At 73.5% G+C, this 18,080-nt stretch carries 18 protein-coding genes; 6 read left to right on the top strand and 12 right to left on the bottom strand.

Going from position 1 to position 18,080, the window contains the following annotated elements; translation table 11 throughout:
* Positions 1-6: 6 nt before the first annotated feature.
* Together ABZK10_RS04920 and ABZK10_RS04925 are read right to left on the bottom strand one after the other, a co-directional pair.
* Positions 7-1,449, bottom strand: a complete 1,443-nt coding sequence (locus ABZK10_RS04920; RefSeq protein WP_353808072.1) for a proline dehydrogenase family protein — start codon at positions 1,447-1,449, stop codon at positions 7-9.
* A complete protein-coding gene (locus ABZK10_RS04925; RefSeq protein WP_353808073.1) occupies positions 1,446-1,778 on the bottom strand; it encodes a hypothetical protein in 333 nt (110 codons plus the stop codon). The genes ABZK10_RS04920 and ABZK10_RS04925 overlap by 4 nt, the downstream gene beginning before the upstream one ends.
* Positions 1,779-1,882: 104 nt before the next feature.
* Here ABZK10_RS04925 and ABZK10_RS04930 point away from each other — a divergent pair, with 104 nt between their 5' ends.
* Positions 1,883-2,413, top strand: a complete 531-nt coding sequence (locus ABZK10_RS04930) for a low molecular weight protein-tyrosine-phosphatase (protein ID WP_436408485.1) — start codon at positions 1,883-1,885, stop codon at positions 2,411-2,413.
* Positions 2,410-3,789: an adenylosuccinate lyase gene (gene purB, locus ABZK10_RS04935; protein ID WP_353808075.1), complete on the top strand. Its 1,380-nt coding sequence runs from the start codon at positions 2,410-2,412 to the stop codon at positions 3,787-3,789. The genes ABZK10_RS04930 and purB overlap by 4 nt, the downstream gene beginning before the upstream one ends.
* 19 nt (positions 3,790-3,808) lie before the next feature.
* Here purB and ABZK10_RS04940 read toward each other — a convergent pair whose 3' ends face one another.
* The 3 genes from ABZK10_RS04940 to ABZK10_RS04950 form a co-directional block, all read right to left on the bottom strand.
* Positions 3,809-4,096, bottom strand: a complete 288-nt coding sequence (locus ABZK10_RS04940) for an ABC transporter ATP-binding protein (protein WP_353808076.1) — start codon at positions 4,094-4,096, stop codon at positions 3,809-3,811.
* The gene (locus ABZK10_RS04945; RefSeq protein WP_353808077.1) at positions 4,096-4,707 is read right to left on the bottom strand and encodes a DUF308 domain-containing protein; all 612 of its coding nucleotides are present in this window, start codon (positions 4,705-4,707) and stop codon (positions 4,096-4,098) included. The genes ABZK10_RS04940 and ABZK10_RS04945 overlap by 1 nt, the downstream gene beginning before the upstream one ends.
* 196 nt (positions 4,708-4,903) lie before the next feature.
* A complete protein-coding gene (locus ABZK10_RS04950; protein ID WP_353808078.1) occupies positions 4,904-5,380 on the bottom strand; it encodes an ATP-dependent zinc protease family protein in 477 nt (158 codons plus the stop codon).
* Positions 5,381-5,406: 26 nt separating this feature from the next.
* Between ABZK10_RS04950 and ABZK10_RS04955 the strand changes: the two genes are divergently transcribed.
* Positions 5,407-6,597 carry a RimK family alpha-L-glutamate ligase gene (locus ABZK10_RS04955; protein ID WP_353808079.1) on the top strand — a complete coding sequence of 397 codons (1,191 nt, stop codon included), beginning with the start codon at positions 5,407-5,409 and terminating at the stop codon, positions 6,595-6,597.
* A 52-nt stretch (positions 6,598-6,649) separates the two neighbouring features.
* On the opposite strand, the gene ABZK10_RS04960 is transcribed toward ABZK10_RS04955, so the two are convergent.
* The 5 genes from ABZK10_RS04960 to ABZK10_RS04980 all read right to left on the bottom strand — a co-directional run bounded on the left by ABZK10_RS04960 (position 6,650) and on the right by ABZK10_RS04980 (position 13,370).
* Entirely contained in the window at positions 6,650-8,023 is a 1,374-nt protein-coding gene (locus ABZK10_RS04960; RefSeq protein ID WP_353808080.1) for an NAD(P)(+) transhydrogenase (Re/Si-specific) subunit beta, read from the bottom strand.
* Positions 8,020-8,331 carry an NAD(P) transhydrogenase subunit alpha part 2 gene (locus ABZK10_RS04965; protein ID WP_353808081.1) on the bottom strand — a complete coding sequence of 104 codons (312 nt, stop codon included), beginning with the start codon at positions 8,329-8,331 and terminating at the stop codon, positions 8,020-8,022. Before ABZK10_RS04965 ends, ABZK10_RS04960 begins: the two co-directional genes overlap by 4 nt.
* Positions 8,331-9,500, bottom strand: a complete 1,170-nt coding sequence (locus tag ABZK10_RS04970; protein ID WP_353809604.1) for a Re/Si-specific NAD(P)(+) transhydrogenase subunit alpha — start codon at positions 9,498-9,500, stop codon at positions 8,331-8,333. Before ABZK10_RS04970 ends, ABZK10_RS04965 begins: the two co-directional genes overlap by 1 nt.
* 166 nt (positions 9,501-9,666) lie before the next feature.
* Entirely contained in the window at positions 9,667-10,902 is a 1,236-nt protein-coding gene (locus ABZK10_RS04975; protein ID WP_353808082.1) for an aminotransferase class I/II-fold pyridoxal phosphate-dependent enzyme, read from the bottom strand.
* A gap of 116 nt (positions 10,903-11,018) precedes the next feature.
* Positions 11,019-13,370, bottom strand: coding sequence for an ATP-binding cassette domain-containing protein (locus ABZK10_RS04980; RefSeq protein ID WP_353808083.1), 2,352 nt, complete (start codon positions 13,368-13,370; stop codon positions 11,019-11,021).
* Between the two features lie 149 nt (positions 13,371-13,519).
* Here ABZK10_RS04980 and ABZK10_RS04985 point away from each other — a divergent pair, with 149 nt between their 5' ends.
* The 3 genes from ABZK10_RS04985 to ABZK10_RS04995 all read left to right on the top strand — a co-directional run bounded on the left by ABZK10_RS04985 (position 13,520) and on the right by ABZK10_RS04995 (position 16,293).
* The gene (locus ABZK10_RS04985) at positions 13,520-14,698 is read left to right on the top strand and encodes an MFS transporter (protein WP_353808084.1); all 1,179 of its coding nucleotides are present in this window, start codon (positions 13,520-13,522) and stop codon (positions 14,696-14,698) included.
* Between the two features lie 69 nt (positions 14,699-14,767).
* Entirely contained in the window at positions 14,768-15,346 is a 579-nt protein-coding gene (locus ABZK10_RS04990) for a hypothetical protein (RefSeq protein WP_353808085.1), read from the top strand.
* Positions 15,343-16,293: a hypothetical protein gene (locus ABZK10_RS04995; protein WP_353808086.1), complete on the top strand. Its 951-nt coding sequence runs from the start codon at positions 15,343-15,345 to the stop codon at positions 16,291-16,293. The genes ABZK10_RS04990 and ABZK10_RS04995 overlap by 4 nt, the downstream gene beginning before the upstream one ends.
* Positions 16,294-16,305: 12 nt before the next feature.
* On the opposite strand, the gene ABZK10_RS05000 is transcribed toward ABZK10_RS04995, so the two are convergent.
* Complete coding sequence (locus tag ABZK10_RS05000) at positions 16,306-17,457, bottom strand: hypothetical protein (protein WP_353808087.1); 1,152 nt, start codon at positions 17,455-17,457, stop codon at positions 16,306-16,308.
* 12 nt (positions 17,458-17,469) lie between these two features.
* The gene (locus ABZK10_RS05005; RefSeq protein WP_353808088.1) at positions 17,470-18,075 is read right to left on the bottom strand and encodes a hypothetical protein; all 606 of its coding nucleotides are present in this window, start codon (positions 18,073-18,075) and stop codon (positions 17,470-17,472) included.
* Between the last annotated feature and the right edge of the window lie 5 nt (positions 18,076-18,080).

An 18,080-nucleotide genomic window follows, 5' to 3' on the forward strand; every position in this document is an offset into this window, starting at 1 on the left:
GGCGCCTCAGCCCCGCGTCGCCCGCCAGAGCCCGGTGTCGGCGGGCGGGTCGTCGCCGACGTACGCGCCGAGCCAGGTGCGGAACGCGGCGAGCCGGGGATCACGGTCGGCGTCTGCGAGCGCGGCGGTCTCCCGGTAGCCGTCGAGTGCGTGCGCGGGAAGCGCATCGCTCGTCTCCCGGCCGTCGTACGCCGTGCGCGACACCGTGACCCGATCCGGCTCGTCGCGCGCCGGCCCGCCGAGCGCGGGCACCAGGTCGTCGTCGTGCTCGAGCGCCAGCACGCGCACGCCGTCGGGCAGGTCGACCTGCCCGATCGGCCCGCCCAGGCTCACGACCGCGGGCACCTGCAGGTCGCCCGCCGCCGCGAGGCGGGCCGCCACGATGCCGCCCTGCGAGTAGCCGACGGGCAGCACCGGGTCGTCCGCACCGACCCCCGCATCGGCGAGCGCGGCGCGTACCGCACGCTCGCTCGCCGACTCCCGCGCGGCGACCGCGTGGAGGTTCGACGTCATGTCGAACGGCTCTCCGTCGGGCACGAGTCCGCCGTCGACGGTACCGCCGATGTAGACGACCCATCGCGGCGCCGCCTCGGTGCCGTAGCGCTCGACCCGGATGCGTGCGCCGTCGGCGTCCGCGGGGATGCGCTCGGCCAGCCCCGCGACGCCGGTCGGCACCGTGGCGGGCGCCGGACCCCGCAGCGCCTCGCCGCGGCGCGGATCGGGGGCGCGTCCCTCGGCCGTGAGCCCGCCGGGCGGCGGCGGGAGCCGGTCGACCCGCACCGCGGTCTCGACGAAGGCCCCGGTGCCGAAGCCGCGAGTGAGGGCGAACGCGGTGAGGAGCGCGGCGGCCGTGGGCGCGACGCCGAGGTCGATCGGCGGCACCGTGCCGGCCACCCCCGCCGCCAGTTCGTCGACCGAGCCCACGGCGGCGCGCACGAGCTCCACGAAGCGCGGGTCGGCCAGCCACTCCGGATGCGCGGCGACCGAGGCGGCCAGGCGGTCGAGGGGCGCGGTCGGGTCGAGGCCGAACATCGCGGCCAGCCCCGCCGCCACCCCGACCGTGGGCGCATGCAGCAACGCGAGCCCCGTCGCTGCCGGAAGCGCCCGACCGATGGCGAACGCGGCGAGACGCCCTCCGGCCTCCCAGCTCGCCGCGATCGCCCGCTCGGCGATGCCGTAGCGCTCCGCCGCCTCCACGAGGGCGGCGCGCAGCTCGGCGACGTCGCCGGCGACCGCGCCGAGGCGGCGCTCCGCCTCGACCAGCGCCCAGCCCGCGCCCGCGTCCGCATGCGGTGCCGCCCACGCGTCGTCGAGGGCGCGCAACCGCGCCGACTCGGCCGCCCAGTCCGAGAGGACGCGCTCGGCATGCCCCAGCAGTGCCGCGTCCGCGAGCAGGTCGTCCGTCGACACCGCGATCGTGCCGCCGCCCCCGACGGCGATCCCGCTCATCGGCCGGTGCCCACGCCGAGCGCCGCGAGCACGTCCGCCGCGGCGTCGTCGGCCGCCGCGCGGTCGAGCTCGAGCTCCAGCCGGGCGGCGAGGCGCCCCGCGGCATCCGCCCCGTCCTCCAGCAGCGCACGCACCGCGTGCAGCCGCTGCAGCACGTCCCGCAGCCGCGCGTCGTACCGGTTCCGCGACGCCGAGGCCCAGCACGTGCCGCCCGCGCCGGGCAGCATCGACGGGGCAGTCGCCACCCACCCGGCGAGGTCGGAGATCGCCCGGGACTGCGCATGCAGGGTGGAGATGCGCCGCTCGAGGGCATCCGTTCGCATCGACATGCGACGACGATCCCCGCCCCGCACCCGCCCGCGGGGCCGACGCCGCGTGCCGGCGCACCGCGTCCCCCGAACGGGCGATGTGGAGGAGGCGTTTCCGCGCCAGAATGGGAGTCATGCTGCGTTCGGAGCCGAGCACCCCACCACGGTTCCGTGTCTGCTTCGTCTGCACCGGCAACATCTGCCGCTCGCCCATGGCCGAGGTCGTGCTGCGGAGCCTCGCGGATCGCGCCGGGCTCGGCGACCGCCTCGAGATCGACTCGGCCGCCACCGGCGACTGGCACGTGGGCGAGCAGGCCGACCTGCGCACGATCGCGGCGCTCGAGCGGCACGGCTACGACGGCTCCCAGCACCGGGCCCAGCAGTTCGACGCCACCCGCTTCGCCGAGCTCGACCTGGTCGTGGCGTTCGACCGCTCGCAGGCCCGCATCCTGCGCAACTGGGCGCCCACCGAGCGCGACCACGCGAAGGTGCGCATGATGCTGAGCTTCGACCCCGAGCTGGCCCAGCTGCAGGACGTCCCCGACCCCTACTACTCCGACGATGCGATGTTCGACCGGGTTCTTGGGATGATAGAGCGGTCGTCGCTGGCGCTCTTCCGCCAGCTCGCACCCGCACTCAGACAGGGAACCAGATGAGCAACCTCCCCCCGCAGCCACTCAGCCCGCTCGACGGGCGCTACCGTCCGGCGGTCGTCGAACTGGGGGAGCACCTCTCCGAGGCTGGGCTCAACCGGGCGCGCGTGCACGTCGAGGTCGAGTGGCTGATCGCGCAGACCGACCACGGCTTCTTCGGGGCATCCGCCCTGACCGATTCGCAGAAGGCCGCGCTGCGTGCGGTCGTCGCCGACTTCGGCCAGGCCGACATCGACGAGCTCGCCGAGCTCGAGGCCACCACCCGCCACGACGTGAAGGCCGTCGAGTACTACGTGCGCCGCCGCCTCGCCTCGCTCGGGCTCGACTCGATCGCCGAGCTCACGCACTTCGCCTGCACCAGCGAGGACATCAACAACCTCTCCTACGCGGTCACCGTGCGCGATGCGGTGGCGGATGCCTGGCTGCCGAAGTTCGACGCCGTCATCGACGCACTGGCCGACCTGGCCCGCGCCCACCGCGACGACGCGATGCTCTCGCGCACGCACGGCCAGCCGGCGACCCCGTCGACCATGGGCAAGGAACTCGCGGTGTTCGTGCACCGGCTCCGCCGCATCCGCTCGCAGGTCATCGACACCGAGTACCTGGGCAAGTTCTCGGGCGCGACCGGCACGTTCGCCGCGCACCTGGTTGCGGCACCGGATGCCTCGTGGCCCGAGATCTCGCGCGAGTTCGTCGAGTCGCTCGGGCTGACCTGGAACCCGCTCACCACCCAGATCGAGTCGCACGACTGGCAGGCCGAGCTCTATGCCCGCATCTCGCACGCGAACCGCGTGCTGCACAACCTCGCGACCGACATCTGGACCTACATCTCGCTCGGGTACTTCCGGCAGATCCCCCAAGCGGGCGCGACCGGGTCGTCGACCATGCCGCACAAGATCAACCCGATCCGGTTCGAGAACGCCGAGGCGAACCTCGAGCTGTCGTCGGCCGTGCTCGACTCGCTCGCCGCCACGCTCGTGACCTCGCGCCTGCAGCGCGACCTCACCGACTCGTCGGCGCAGCGCAACATCGGCCTCGGGCTCGGGCACTCGATGCTCGCGCTCGACAACATCCGCCGCGGGCTCGGCGAGATCGACCTCGACCGCGACGCCCTCGCGGCCGACCTCGACGCGAACTGGGAGATCCTCGGCGAGGCGATCCAGACCGTCGTGCGCGCCGAGGTCGTCGCCGGGCGCTCGTCGATCAGCGACCCGTACGCGATGCTCAAGGAGCTCACCCGCGGGCGGCGCGTCGGCGCGGCCGAGCTGGCCGAGTTCGTGTCGGGCCTCGACATCGGCGACGAGGCGAAGCAGCGCCTGCTCGCGCTCACGCCGGGCGGCTACACGGGCCTCGCGGGCGAGCTGGTCGACTTCATCTGACGCTCCCGGCTCCGCGCGCTCAGTGGCCGGGGGGCTCCTCGCCGGGGTCGGGCGATTCGTCGCGCGGGTCGATCGCCTCGTCGTCCTTGAACGTGAGGGCGAACATCGCCAGCACCACGAGCACCACGATGAAGACGATGCCCGCCGAGATGGCGGTCAGCTGCCACTCGCGCGTCGTCATCAGCACGATGACGCCGACGAACACCGCGGCGAGCGCCGAGCCGCCGACCAGCTCGACCGGGCGCAGCACGTCGCGCCGGCTCGGGCCGGGGTGCTGCTGGTCGTCGTCGGATGGGGTGGAGCTCATCAGTCGTCCTTCGTGGCGGCGCCGGGGGACGCGTCCGCCTGGTCGGGGGAGGCGCCGCGGTCGTTCGCGGCCCAGCGCATCGAGAACGCCCCGATCGCGAGGAACACGCCGATCATGGCGAGGTAGGCGCCGAACAGGCCGACGGCGACGACGGAGTTGTCGGGCGGCAGCAGCAGGAAGACGATCGCGAGGATCGCGGTGAACGCGCCGACGGCGACGCGGTCGCGCGCGGCGGCGTGCCACCCGCGGGTGCGCAGGCCGGCGAACAGCTCGAGGAAGCCGGTCACGGCGGCCCAGACGCTGATCACGTAGGAGAGCATCGGCAGCACGGCCGGCACGGTGAGCGCGAGGAGGCCCGAGACGACCGTGGCGACGGATGCGACGGTCAGCAGCGTGCGCGTCGGGCGATCGGCCTCGAGGCGCAGCTGCAGCGCGCCGACCACGAGCCCGGTCGCGATCGCCCAGGCGCCGAAGACGAGCAGCCCGAACGTCGTCGAGTGGTCGGCGGAGAAGGTGATCACCACGGCGCCGACGAGGGCGAGGCCCGCCCGCACGAGGGGTGCGATCCACGAGCGGTCCGCGCCGCGCGCGGCCCCGGCGGCATCCGTCACTCGTGTGCTCCGTCTCTCGTGCTTCCCGACCCTCCGAGTCTACCGGCGCGCCGGGCACGGGCCTGACGATCGGCTGGATGCCGGTCGTCGGCAGGCGCCGATCCCATCGGACCGCGCAGGAACACGGGCCGACGTCACCGGTGCGTGCCGGTGCGCCTTCGGGTACGGCGAGCGGCGGGCGAGCGGATGCCCCGGGTCAGCGTCCGCGGTTGCGGCGGCGCGCCGCACGCGGCGCGCGCCCGCCGACGAACGACGCCCCGGGGTCGACGAGGAACCCCTGGCGGAGCGCCTCGCGGCCCACGAGCATCCGGAAGCCCATCTGGTCGCGGTTGGTGAGCGTGACCTCGGCGGTCATGGTGCGGCCGAGGAGCACGAGGTCCATGAGCACGACGATGCGCTCGTCAACGTGGCCGGAGGAACTGCGCACCGAGCGCCGGTCGTGCACCGGCGACTCGACGACGACGGCGTCGGCGTCGGTCTCCTGCCAGGGGTGCACGCCGAAGCGCACGTGGTCGACGCCGTTCCGCGTGAACTCCTCGACCTCGAACGCGTGCAGGGCGGACGTGCGCGCGCCGGTGTCGAGCTTCGCCTTGATCCATGGCACGCCGATGCCCGGGAGCGCAACCCATTCGCGCCATCCTGCGATGGTGCTTGAATTGGGGGGTTCGTCCATCGCCCCATCCTCGCAGGTGCCTCCCCATGAAACTCGCGATCCTGTCGCGCGCCCCGCACGCGTACTCGACCCAGCGCCTCCGCGCCGCCGCCCAGCAGCGCGGTCACACGGTCAAGGTGCTGAACACGCTCCGCTTCGCCATCGACCTCTCGGGCGACGAACCCGACCTGCAGTTCCGCGGCAAGCGCCTGAGCGACTACGACGCGATCCTGCCCCGCATCGGCAACTCGATCACGTACTTCGGCACGGCCGTGGTGCGCCAGTTCGAGCAGATGGACGTGTACACGCCGAACACCGCGAACGGCATCACGAACTCGCGCGACAAGCTGCGCGCCAGTCAGATCCTCTCGCGGCACGGCATCAGCATGCCGGCCACGACGTTCGTGCGGAACCGCGCCGACGTGCGCCCCGCGATCGAGCGGGTCGGCGGCGCCCCGGTCGTCATCAAGCTGCTCGAGGGCACGCAGGGCATCGGCGTGATCCTCGCGCCCGAGGTGAAGGTCGCCGAGGCGATCATCGAGACGCTGCACTCGACGAAGCAGAACGTGCTGATCCAGCGGTTCGCGGCGGAGAGCCGCGGGCGCGACATCCGCGCGCTCGTCGTGGGCGACCGCGTGGTCGCGGCCATGCGCCGCGTCGCCTCGGGCGACGAGTTCCGCTCCAACGTGCACCGCGGCGGCACGGTCGAGCCGGTCGAGCTGACGCCGGCCTACGAGCAGGCTGCCGTGCGGTCGGCGCAGATCATGGGCCTGCGGGTCGCGGGCGTCGACATGCTCGAGGGCAACGAGGGCCCGCTGGTGATGGAGGTCAACTCGTCGCCCGGGCTCGAGGGCGTCGAGACCGCGACGAAGCTCGACGTCGCGGGAGCGATCATCGACTACATGGCCAACCAGGTCGCCTTCCCCGAGATCGACGTGCGCCAGCGCCTCACCGTCTCGACGGGCTACGGCGTGGCCGAGCTCGTCGTGCACACCGGCGCCGACATCGTCGGGTCGAAGCTCGGCGAGTCGGGCCTGCCGGAGCGCGACATCACGGTGCTGACCCTGCACCGCGGCTCGAACGTGGTGCCGAACCCGAAGCGGAGCACCGTGCTCGAGGCGGGCGACCGGCTGCTCTGCTTCGGCAAGCTCGAGGAGATGCGCTCGATGATCCCCGAGCGACGCCGCCGTCGCACGAAGGTGCGCAAGCTCCCGAAGGAGCCCATCCCCGAGTCGTGAGCAGCGAGCGGATGCCCCGGGCCGGCGCGTCGGCCGGAGGCATCCGCTCGGTTCAGAGCGCCTTGACCGCGGCCAGCAGCTCGGTGAGCGACGCCTTCGCGTCGCCGAACAGCAGCGTGGTCTTCGGGTCGTGGAGCAGCTCGTTCTCGATGCCGGCGAACCCGGGGCGCATCGAGCGCTTGAGGAACACGACCTGCTTGGCGTCGCCGACCTCGAGGATCGGCATGCCGTGGATCGGCGAACCGGGCGTGGTCTTCGCGGCCGGGTTGACCACGTCGTTCGCGCCGACGACGAGGGCCACGTCGGTGGTGCGGAACCCGGGGTTCGCGCGGTCCATCTCGACGAGCGACTCGTAGGGCACGTCGGCCTCGGCGAGCAGCACGTTCATGTGCCCGGGCATGCGGCCGGCGACCGGGTGGATCGCGTAGCTCACCTCGATGCCGCGTGCCTCGAGCGCCGACTGCAGCTCGGCGATCGTGTGCTGGCCCTGCGCGACCGCGAGCCCGTAGCCGGGCACGATCACGACCTTCTGCGCGTATCCGAGGAGCACGGCGATGTCGGCCGCGGTGGAGGAGCGCACCGGGCGGTCGGAGACCGCCGTCGACCCGGCGGTCGAGCCGCCGCGGAAGGCGCCGAAGAGGATGCCCGCGACGGAGCGCCCCATGGCCGCGGCCATCGCCCGGGTGAGGATCGTTCCCGACGCGCCGACCAGGGTGCCCGCGACGACGAGCAGCACGTTGCCGAGCACGAGCCCCGACGCGGCGACCGCGAGGCCCGTGAACGCGTTGAGCAGCGAGATGACGATGGGCACGTCGGCGCCGCCGACCGGCAGCACGAGCAGGATGCCCGAGACCAGGCCGATCACGGCGAGCGCGATCGCCGCCCACGCGGGGCCGGCCGCGACGAGCACCGCGCCGGTGGCGAGCGCGGCCGCCGCGGCGAGGACGGTGAGCACCGCGAGCCCGGGGAACACGATCGGCCGGGTGGTCATGAGCTCCTGCAGCTTCGCGAACGTCACCATGGAGCCCGCGAACGACACCGCTCCGATGAAGAGCGTGAAGGCGATCGCGAGGCGCACCCATGGGCCGTCGGCGTGCGGGAGCTCGAGCAGTGCAACCAGCGCGGCCGCGCCGCCGCCGACGCCGTTGAACAGGGCGACCAGCTGCGGCATCTGGGTCATCTGCACGCGCCGCGCGACCGGCGCGGCGATCGCGGAGCCGACGGCGATCGCAGCGAGGATCCACGGCAGGTTGTCGACGCGCGACGACAGGAACACGGTGACGACGGCGAGCAGTGCGCCCGCCGCGCCGATCAGGTTGCCGCGACGGGCGTGACGGGGGGAGCTCAGGCCCTTCAGGGCGAGGATGAAGCAGACGGCGGCGACCAGGTAGAGCACCGCGGTCCAGGTCGGGTCGAGGAGGATCATCGCTCGGCCCCCGATCGGTCGGAGGACCCGGCCTTGCGGCCGCGGAACATCTCGAGCATGCGGTCGGTCACGACGAACCCGCCGACGAGGTTCGCCGTGGCGAGCACGACCGCGATGAGGGCGACGACGAGCGTCGCGGTGTCGTCGGCCTGGCCGGCGACGATGATCGCGCCGATGAGGATGATGCCGTGGATCGCGTTCGCGCCCGACATGAGCGGGGTGTGCAGGGTGCTCGTCACCTTCGAGACCACCTCGAACCCGACGAACACCGCGAGCACGGTGATGGTGAGCAGGGCGACGCCGTCCATCAGCGGCCTCCTTCCGGTCGCGGCCGTTCGGCCGATGCGGCGAGCGCCTCCGCCGTGGGCGCGTGGCGCACCCGGCCGTCGTGCGTGAGGCAGGCGCCTGCGAGCACCTCGTCGCCGAGGTCGGGGGCGACCGCACCGTCGGCGGTCATGAGTGCCAGCAGGTTGGCGACGTTCGCGGCGTACAGGCGCGACGCGTCGTACGGCATCGTCGATGCGGCATCCGTCAGCCCCACGATCGTGACCGTGCCGTCGCCGGCACTGGTGGGCACCGCGGTGTCGGCGCCGGGCACGGTGCCCTCGACGTTGCCGCCGCTCTCCGCGGCCAGGTCGATGACCACCGAACCCGCGCGCATCGCGGCGACCATCTCGGCGGTCACGAGCCGGGGCGCGCGACGACCCGGCACGGCGGCGGTCGTGATGAGCACGTCGGACTCCGCGACGTGGGGGGCGAGCAGGCGGCGCTGCAGCTCGGCGCGGTCCTCGCCGAGCTCGCGCGCGTAGCCGCCGGCCGCGGCGCCGTCGACGTCGAGCGAGATGAAGGTGCCGCCCATCGAGGCGACCTCGTCGGCGGAGGCCGGGCGGATGTCGTTCGCCGAGACGCGTGCGCCCAGGCGCTTCGCCGTGCCGATCGCCTGGAGGCCGGCGACGCCCGCGCCGAGCACGAGCACCTTCGCCGGCGGCACCGTGCCCGCGGCCGTCATGTACAGGGGGAAGAAGCGGGGGAGCCGGGTCGCGGCCTCGAGCACCGAGCGGTACCCGCTCACGAGCGCCTGGCTGGTCAGCGCGTCCATCGACTGCGCGCGCGAGATTCGGGGGATCAGCTCGAGCGCGAACGCCGTCGCCCCCGCGTCGCGCAGCGCGGCGACGGCCGGGAGGTCGCTGCCGGGAGAGGCGAAGCCGACCGTGACCGTGCCCGGTCGGAGCGCGGCCGCGGCGGCCGCATCGAGCGGCCGCACGTGGGCGAGCACGTCGATCGCCGACGGTTCGACCGTCGGCGCGATCGCGGCGCCGGCCTCCGCGAACGCCGCGTCCGGGTAGCCGGCCTCAGTGCCCGCACCCGCCTCGATCACGACCTCGAGCCCCAGGCCGACCAGCTTGCGCACCGTCTCGGGCGTGGCGGCGACGCGCCGTTCGTGCGGTGCGCGCTCGCGTCGCACCCCGACCCTCACCACGCCGGCCCCCAGGGGCCTCGTGCCGTCGTTCGTCCCACGTCCGTCTCCTTCCGGGGGCGACCGGCGCCTGCGCCGTCGGGGTGCATCGCTGCCGCCCGCACTCAGGCTAGGGGCGGCCGCATCCGGAGGCCGGAATACAGTGCCGGTGGGTGTGGAATGCGTCTCATCCCGACGGCTGCGCGAGGTCGAGGAAGTGCGGGAGCGCGCGCTCGAGCATGTCCATCGTGGCGGTGAGCGAGATGCGGAAGTGGTGCGGCTGGTCGAACTGCGCGCCCGGGAAGACGTAGACGCCGCGCCGGGCCAGGGCGTCGACGAACGCGTCGCCGTCGCCGTCGGGCGCCCTGCCCCAGAGGTAGAACGTGCCCTCGGGCCGGGTGATCGTGTATCCCGCATCGACCAGGGCCCCGTACACGCGGTCGCGGCGTCGGGTCAACTCGGCCAGGTCGATCGAGACGTGCTCGAGCACCGGCACCGCCCGCTGCATGATCGAGTCGGGCCAGCCCCAGCCGATCGCGAGCTGCAGCGCCGCCATCGACTCGCGCAGCTCGACGCGCTCCGGCTCCGGCACGAGCGGCGAGATCGCCAGGTAGCCGAGCCGCTGCCCGGGCGCGAGCAGCACCTTGCCGTAGCTGTAGTCGATGAGGGTCCACGGGTACGACCCCGCGGGACTCGCGAAGCCGATGCCGTCGAAGCGGATGCGACGGTAGGGCTCGTCCGACAGCAGCCAGATGCGGCGCCCGTGCGCGCTCGACGCGGTCTCGAGCACCTCCGCGAGCGCGTCCCACGTCGACTTCGGGTACACCCGCCCGGTCGGGTTCGCGGGGGAGTTCACGACGACGATGCGCGTGCGCGGCGTGATGGCGCGCGCGATCGCGTCGATGTCGAGGTCGAAGGTCTCCGGGTCGAGCGGTGCCTGCACCGGCACGAGGTCGGCCACTCGCAGCATCGGCGCGTAGCAGAACCATCCCGGCATCGGGACGACCACCTCGTCGCCGCCGTCGGCCAGGGCCGCGAAGGCCAGCTCGATCGCCCCGAACGCGCCCTGCGTCATCGCGATGTCGGCCGGCGCGAAGTCGAGACCGAGCTCGGTGCGGAGCCCGGCGGCGACCGCCTCCTGCGCCTCGGGCCGGCTGTTCTGGTAGGCGAACCAGTCGACCGTGCGCGGCTCGAGCTGGTCGCGCATCGCGTCGACGAGGGCCGGCAGCGCCATCTCGTGCGGGTTCCCGAAGGTGAGGTCGATCGCGTCGGGCCGATCGGCGTCGGACATCCGGCCGAAGAACGTGATCATCGCCTCGATGGCGGCACGGGCGTTGTTCGCGCGGTGCGACAGGGCCATGACGATCGCCTCCCCCCGCCGGGGCTCCGGGTGCCCGGCGTCGCTCGCCAGCTTGGCAAGCACGAGGATCCCTCGTCAACGGTTCGTGGTGCGATCGCCCCCGTTCGCGGGGCGCGGCCGGCCCGGGTGGCGGCGAGCGGATGCCCCGTGCGGGCGGGCGCCCCGAGGCATCCGCTCGCTCAGGCCTCGACGTACTCGGCCAGGTGCTCCCCGGTCACGGTGCTGCGGCCCGCGACGAGTTCGGCGGGCGTGCCCTCGAACACGACCGTGCCGCCGTCGTGGCCGGCGCCCGGGCCGAGGTCGATGATCCAGTCGGCGTGCGCCATGACGGCCTGGTGGTGCTCGATCACGATGACCGACTTCCCGCCGTCGACGAGGCGGTCGAGCAGGCCGAGCAGCTGCGCGACATCGGCGAGGTGCAGGCCCGTGGTCGGCTCGTCGAGCACGTAGACATCGCCCGGCTCGCCCATCTGGGTCGCGAGCTTCAGGCGCTGCCGCTCGCCGCCCGAGAGCGTCGTGAGCGGCTGGCCGAGGCTCAGGTAGCCGAGCCCGACGTCGGCGAGCCTGGCGAGGACGGCACGCGCGGCCGGGATGCGCGCCTCGCCCTCGCCGAAGAAGGGGAGCGCCTCGTCGACCGGCATCGCGAGCACCTCGCTGATGTCGCGTCCGCCCAGTCGGTACTCCAGCACCGCGGCCTGGAACCGGCGGCCGTCGCACTCCTCGCACACGGTCTCGACGCCCGCCATCACTCCGAGGTCGGTGTAGATGACTCCCGCGCCCTTGCAGGTCGGGCACGCGCCCTCGGAGTTCGCGCTGAACAGGGCGGGCTTCACGCCGTTGGCCTTCGCGAACGCCTTGCGGATGGGCTCGAGCAGCCCGGTGTAGGTCGCGGGGTTGCTGCGGCGCGACCCGCGGATCGCGGTCTGGTCGATCGAGACCACGCCGTCGCGGCCGCGCACCGAGCCGTGCACGAGCGAGCTCTTGCCCGAACCCGCGACGCCGGTCAGCACGACGAGCACGCCGAGCGGGATGTCGACGTCGACGCCGCGGAGGTTGTGCTCGCTCGCGCCGCGCACCTCCAGCGCGCCGGCGGGGGTGCGCACGGCGTCCTTCACCGAGGCCCGGTCGTCGAGGTGGCGCCCGGTGCGCGTGCCGCTCGTGCGCAGCCCGTCGACCGTGCCCTGGTAGACGACCTCGCCGCCCGCGGCGCCGGCGCCCGGGCCGAGGTCGACCACGTGGTCGGCGATCGCGATCGCCTCGGGCTTGTGCTCGACCACGAGCACGGTGTTGCCCTTGTCGCGCAGGCGCAGGAGCAGCTCGTTCATGCGGCGGATGTCGTGCGGGTGCAGCCCGATCGTCGGCTCGTCGAACACGTAGGTGATGTCGGTGAGCGACGAGCCGAGGTGGCGGATCATCTTGGTGCGCTGCGACTCGCCGCCCGACAGGGTGCCGGTCGGCCGGTCGAGGCTCAGGTACCCGAGCCCGATCTCGACGAAGGAGTCGAGGATGTCGCCGAGCGACGCGAGCAGCGGGCCGGCCGACGGCTCGTCGAGCCCCCGCACCCAGGCCGCGAGGTCGCTGATCTGCATGGCGCACGCGTCGGCGATGCTCACACCGTCGACCTTCGACGACCTGGCCGCCTCGCTGAGCCGGGTACCGCCGCAGTCGGGGCAGGTCGTGAACGTGACCGCGCGGTCGACGAACGCCCGGATGTGCGGTTGCATCGACTCGCGGTCCTTCGACAGGAACGACTTCTGCACGCGGGGGATGAGCCCCTCGTACGTCATGTTGATGTTGGCCAGCTTGACCTTCGTCGGCTCCTTGTGGAGGAAGTCGTGGAGCTCGCGCTCGGTGTAGTCGCGGATCGGCTTGCCGGGGTCGAGGAAGCCCGACTCGGAGTACAGGCGCACGTTCCATCCGTCCGCCTTGTACCCGGGGATCGTGAGCGCGCCGTCGGCGAGCGACTTCGCGTCGTCGTAGAGCTGCGCGAGGTCGATGTCGTTGACCTGCCCCATGCCCTCGCAGCGCGGGCACATCCCGCCCGTGATCGAGAAGCTGCGCCGCTCCTTCGTCGTCTGGCCGCCCTTCTCGAACGTCACGGCGCCGGCTCCGGAGACGGATGCCACGTTGAACGAGAACGCCTGCGGCGACCCGACGTGCGGCTGCCCGAGCCGGCTGAACAGGATGCGGAGCATCGCGTTCGCGTCGGTCGCGGTGCCCACCGTCGAGCGGGCGTTGGCGCCCATGCGCTCCTGGTCGACGATGATCGCGGTCGTGAGCCCCTCGAGCACGTCGACATCGGGCCGGGCGAGCGTCGGCATGAACCCCTGCACGAACGCACTGTAGGTCTCGTTGATCATGCGCTGCGACTCGGCGGCGATGGTGCCGAACACGAGCGAGCTCTTCCCCGATCCGGACACGCCCGTGAAGACGGTGAGCCGACGCTTCGGCAGCGCGACGCTGACGTCCTTCAGGTTGTGCTCGCGCGCGCCCTGCACGCGGATCAGGTCGTGGCTGTCGGCGATGCGCATGCGCCCACGCTAGCCGCACCCTCCGCCTCCAGACCCGTCGATTCCCTGCGTTCCCGGGCGTGGGAGCGCAGGGAATCGACGGGTCTCGGGGGTGCTGGGGCGTGCGGGCCTCGGTATGCTGTGCGCGTCGGCTGGCTCTGGGGGGAGCGATGACCTCGACCGAAGGACGACCCCGGCCTGCGCCCCGCGTCGTGATCGCGGTGGCGCTCGTCGGATTCTGCGGGGCGTGGAACGCGGGCAACGTCGGCCCGGTGGCATCCGTGCTCGCGAAGGACTTCGACGTCTCGCTGGCAGCGGTCGGCGTGCTGTCGGGCTCGCTGTTCCTCGGCTCGATGATCGTCGGGCTGCTGTTCGCCGCGCGGTTCGGCGAGCGGGTGGGCGTGACCCGCGGCCTGCAGATCGGCTGCTGGACGGTCGCGGCCGGCAACCTCATCTTCGCGGTCTCCCCGATCTTCGCCGGGCTCGCGGTCGGCCGCGTGCTCCCCGGGCTCGGGTTCGCGGTCATCAACACGCTCGGCGCGGTCTGGGCGCGCGAGGTCGGCGGCGCGCGCCTCCTCGGGGTCTTCGGCGGCGCGATCCAGGCGGGCATCGCGTGCGCGCTGCTGCTGGGCAGCGGGCTGAACGACCTGGGCGTCGACTGGCGAGTCGGGTTCGTCGTCGCGTCGCTGCTCGCCGTCGCGGGCGCGCTGACGGTGCCCGGCCGCCACGGGGCGCGCGCCGAACGCCCGCCGCACGTCCCCGGGTTCCTCGGTGCGGCGGTGCGGCGCGTCCGGGTCTACCGCCTCGCCATGATGTTCACGGCGCTGTTCGGCGTGCCGCTCATCCTCGGGTCGTGGCTCATCGAGTACCTGACCCGCGACGGCGACGTGCGCAGCGCGATCGCGGGTGCGATCTCGTTCGTGCTGTTCGTGCTCTCGGCGGTCCTGCGGGTCGTGGGCGGGTCGCTCCGGCAGCGCGGCCTGCCGCACGCCTGGCTGACCGGTGCACTGCTGCTCGCCGCCGTCGGCCTCGGCGGCATCGCCTTCGACCCGACGACCGCGGTCGCGTTCGGCGGCGTGGTGCTGCTCGGCACCGGGCTCGGCGTGCCCTACGCCACCGCGCTCTCGGAGGCGGAGGACCTGTTCCCGGATGCCCCGAGCGAACCGCTCGCCCTGCTCACCCTCGTGTCGCTGCTGCTCCCGGTCATCGTGATCCCGTTCATCGGGCAGGCGCTCGAGGCGGGCAGGGGCCAGATCGCGTTCGTGGCCCTCGCGGTCTTCCTGCTGCTCGCGACGCTTGCGAACCTGAAGCGCGCCGGCATTCCGCTGCCGGTGCGTGCCCGCGGCTGACTCCTCGGGACGCACGCCGCTCCGGTCCAGCCCTGATGCCGGCGGACGCCGAGCCGCTAGCGTGTGGGCATGGCCCCTCGCTCGCGAGGTCCACGCCTCGCAGTGATCGCCGCGGCGATCGCCCTGACCGGGATCGCACTCGCCGGATGCGCAGATCCCGTGATCACCGATGTCTTCGAGACCGACACCGCCTCGCCGACCGCGAGCGACCAGCCCACCGAGACGCCGCTCGAGACGGCCGACGCGGGCGTCGTGATCGCCCTGCCCGGGCTGCCGATCGGGTCGAGCGGCATCGCCACCGACGTGGGCGGCGACTGGTGCGTGTCGCTGTTCTGGAACGACCCGCTGCCGGACGGCGTCTCGCTCGCCGTCGACGCGATCGCGATCGACCCCGCGACGCCGGGCGCGGTGGTGCCGGGCGGATGCGAGGGGCAGGACGCCTGCACCGAGACGACGATCACGCGGCCGGGCGACGGCTGCGCCGTCGTGCTCGCCCCCGAGGACCCGGCCGCGGCGCTGCTGCGGTTCCGCCTCGACGGCACGCTCACCTGCCCCGACCAGTCCGCGTGCGACGCCGCTGCGATCGTGCCCGACGAGGAGTGGAACGAGGTCGAACGGCCGGAGGGCACGACCGGGGGCGACGCGTGACCGCGGAGGGCACGTCGTCGACCGCGACGGATGCCGCGCCGACGACGCTGCAGCGCATCTGGAGCGTCGTCGGCAACGTGATCGCCCCGGCCACGCTGATCGGCGCCGTGCTGTTCTACTTCGGGTACGTGTCGTCGCGCGCGCAGTTCCGCTACTTCGGCGTCGACGTCGACGTGCTCGGGTTCAGCACGCAGGAGTTCATCATGCGCAGCCCCCAACCGCTGCTGGTGCCGATGCTCGCCCTGCTGCTGCTCTCGGCGCTGCTGGCGGCGGTGCACGTGCTGCTGCGCCGGCGGTTCGGCGGTCGCGACGACCCCCGGGTGCGCGCGGGCATCCGGGCGCTGCGCATCACCGGCATCGCCTTCCTCGTCGCTGCGGTGCTCCTGCTCGCGGCGTTCCCCCTGATCGGCGCGTGGCCGTACTACCCGCTGGCCACGCCGATCGTGCTGGGCGTCGGCGCGGGACTGCTCGCCTACGCGGTCGCGTGGGGCTCGCGGCATCCGACCACTGCTCCGCCGACGCATGCCTCGGCGACGGATGCCCCGGGGCCTGCCCCGACCGCCCCGCGACCCCGCGGCCGGGCCGTCGTGGTGCTGCTCGGCGCAGTGGTGGTCGTGACGGTGTTCTGGGCGACGGCGACGCTCGCGGAGTGGTCGGGCCGCGGGCAGGCGAAGGCGCTCGCGCGCGACCTGGGGGGCCTGCCCGCCATCGTGCTCGACCTCGGCGAACCCCTCGTTCCGGGCGACCCGGTGGTGCGCGAGGAGGCGCTGCCCGCGGGCGACGGCGACGCCTTCCGTTTCCGCTATCGCGGCCTGCGCCTGCTCGTGGTGGGGGAGGACCGCCTGTTCCTGGTGCCCGCCGAGTGGACGCCGAGCGGGTCGACCTACGTCGTGCCGTTCGACGACTCGGCGCGCGTGCGCTTCCGGTTCGTCAACGACCCGCCCTGACCCGTGCGGCGGTCAGCAGCCGCCCGGCGCCTCCGTGGCGACCACGAGCGTGGCGTCGCCGGCCTCCTGGAGCTCGAATCGCACCGGGCCGACACCGCCGACGCAGCCCAGCACGAGCGACCCGTCTCCCGCCCTCGTGGCGTCCGTTCCGAGTCGGTCGGCCTCGGCCGCGATCAGGTCGGCGACCTCGCCCGCCCCGGACCCGATGGCGAGGCCGGCGCAGCCCTGCCCGGGATCGGCACCGAAGGTCACGCCCGAGAGCGTGAAGTCCGCGGGCATCCATGCCTCGGTGCATCCGCTGCCGACCGTGCCGCCGGAGCCGGTGCCGACCGACGGCCCGGACGCCTCGGAGAGCTCGGGCAGGTCGCTGCGCGCCTCGCCCTGCTCGTCGAGCTCGCTCCAGCCCTCGACCTGCCGCTGGATCGTGCCGTCCTCGAGCACGATCTCGCCGGTGAAGTGCCCGGGCTCGTCGAACACGATCGTGTAGGTCGCCCCCATGAACGACGTCTCGTACGTGCGCTGGTCGGGCGAGGAGTCCGTCAGGGCGAACGTGAGCGCCGCCTCGCCCTCGGCCTCGGGGGTGCCGATGAGCACCGCACCGCCGTCGGCGAGGGTGAAGGTGCCGCGGTCGACCGAGGTGTACCCGGTGCTCGCTCCGCCGACGACCAGGTCGTCGTTGCGGATGCGCCACGGGCCCTCGACGAGGGCGAGGTCCTCCACCGCGGGCGCGGCCGCGACCTGCTCGCCGTCGGTCCTGGGCTGCGCCGAGCCGCCGCCGGCGGCGGCGGTCAGGGAACTCCAGATGAGGTAGCCGATCACCGCGCCGATGATCGCCACGACGAGGCCGACGCCGGCGCAGCCGAGGCACGAGCCCTTCGTGACCGCGACCTGGCCCCACTGGTAGGTGCGATCCGCGGTCGCGCCGACGTCGCCGGGCACGATCGAGTCGGCAGTCACCTCGGCCACGTGGTCGTTGAAGTCGGTCGCGTCGTAGCCCGAGTCGCCCGGCACGCTCCCGTCGACGTCCGCGCCCGCCCACTCCTCTCGGGCGACGAGGTCGTCGACCGCCCCCGGCTCGGCGTTCCACGGCTCCGTCTGCTCGGGCGGCGGCTTGTCGACCCCCGCGTCGCGCAGCTCTTCGAACCGCTCCCGATCCTCACCCATGCGCAGGCCCCATCAGGCGGGACAGTCGACCGTGATGACCGCGTCGATGTCGGGGAGCGACCCGGCGACCAGCGGCACCATGGGCTGCGTGCCGCTGATCACCGCGCCCGACTCGTCGCGGTCGACCGTGAGCGCCATGTCGGGGGTCTCCACGCCGCTGGCGGTCGCGGTGTCCGCGGCGCCGGCGAACCAGTGGCCGTTGCCGTCGACCCGCACCTCGGCGTAGGCCTCGACGACCTCCACGTCGTCCGCGTCGACCGGCACCTCGACGGTGAGCTCGCCCGAGCCCTCGGGCATCTCGACGCCGTTCGCCTCGACGAGCGGCATCGACACCAGCAGCGCGGCGCCCATCAGCACCTCGCAGCGGCCGTCGGCGCCATCGGTGGCGAACCGGTGCTCCACCCCGTCGATCTCGACCACGGCGTCGCCGGTGCCGAGCAGCGCGCCGGTCGATGCCTCGCCGCCGGAGTCCTCCGTCGTGGCGTCCTCGGCCGCGGTGTCGGGCGCCTCGGCGGATGCGTCCTCGGACGCGTCCGCCGAGCAGCCGGCGAGCGCGAGGCCCAGCGCGAGCAGTGCGGCGACCGCTGGCGCGCGGCCCCGGGTGCGGGTGGTGAGCATGCGGA

This window comes from Agromyces sp. SYSU T00194, assembly GCF_040496035.1.
Lineage (GTDB): Bacteria > Actinomycetota > Actinomycetes > Actinomycetales > Microbacteriaceae > Agromyces > Agromyces chitinivorans.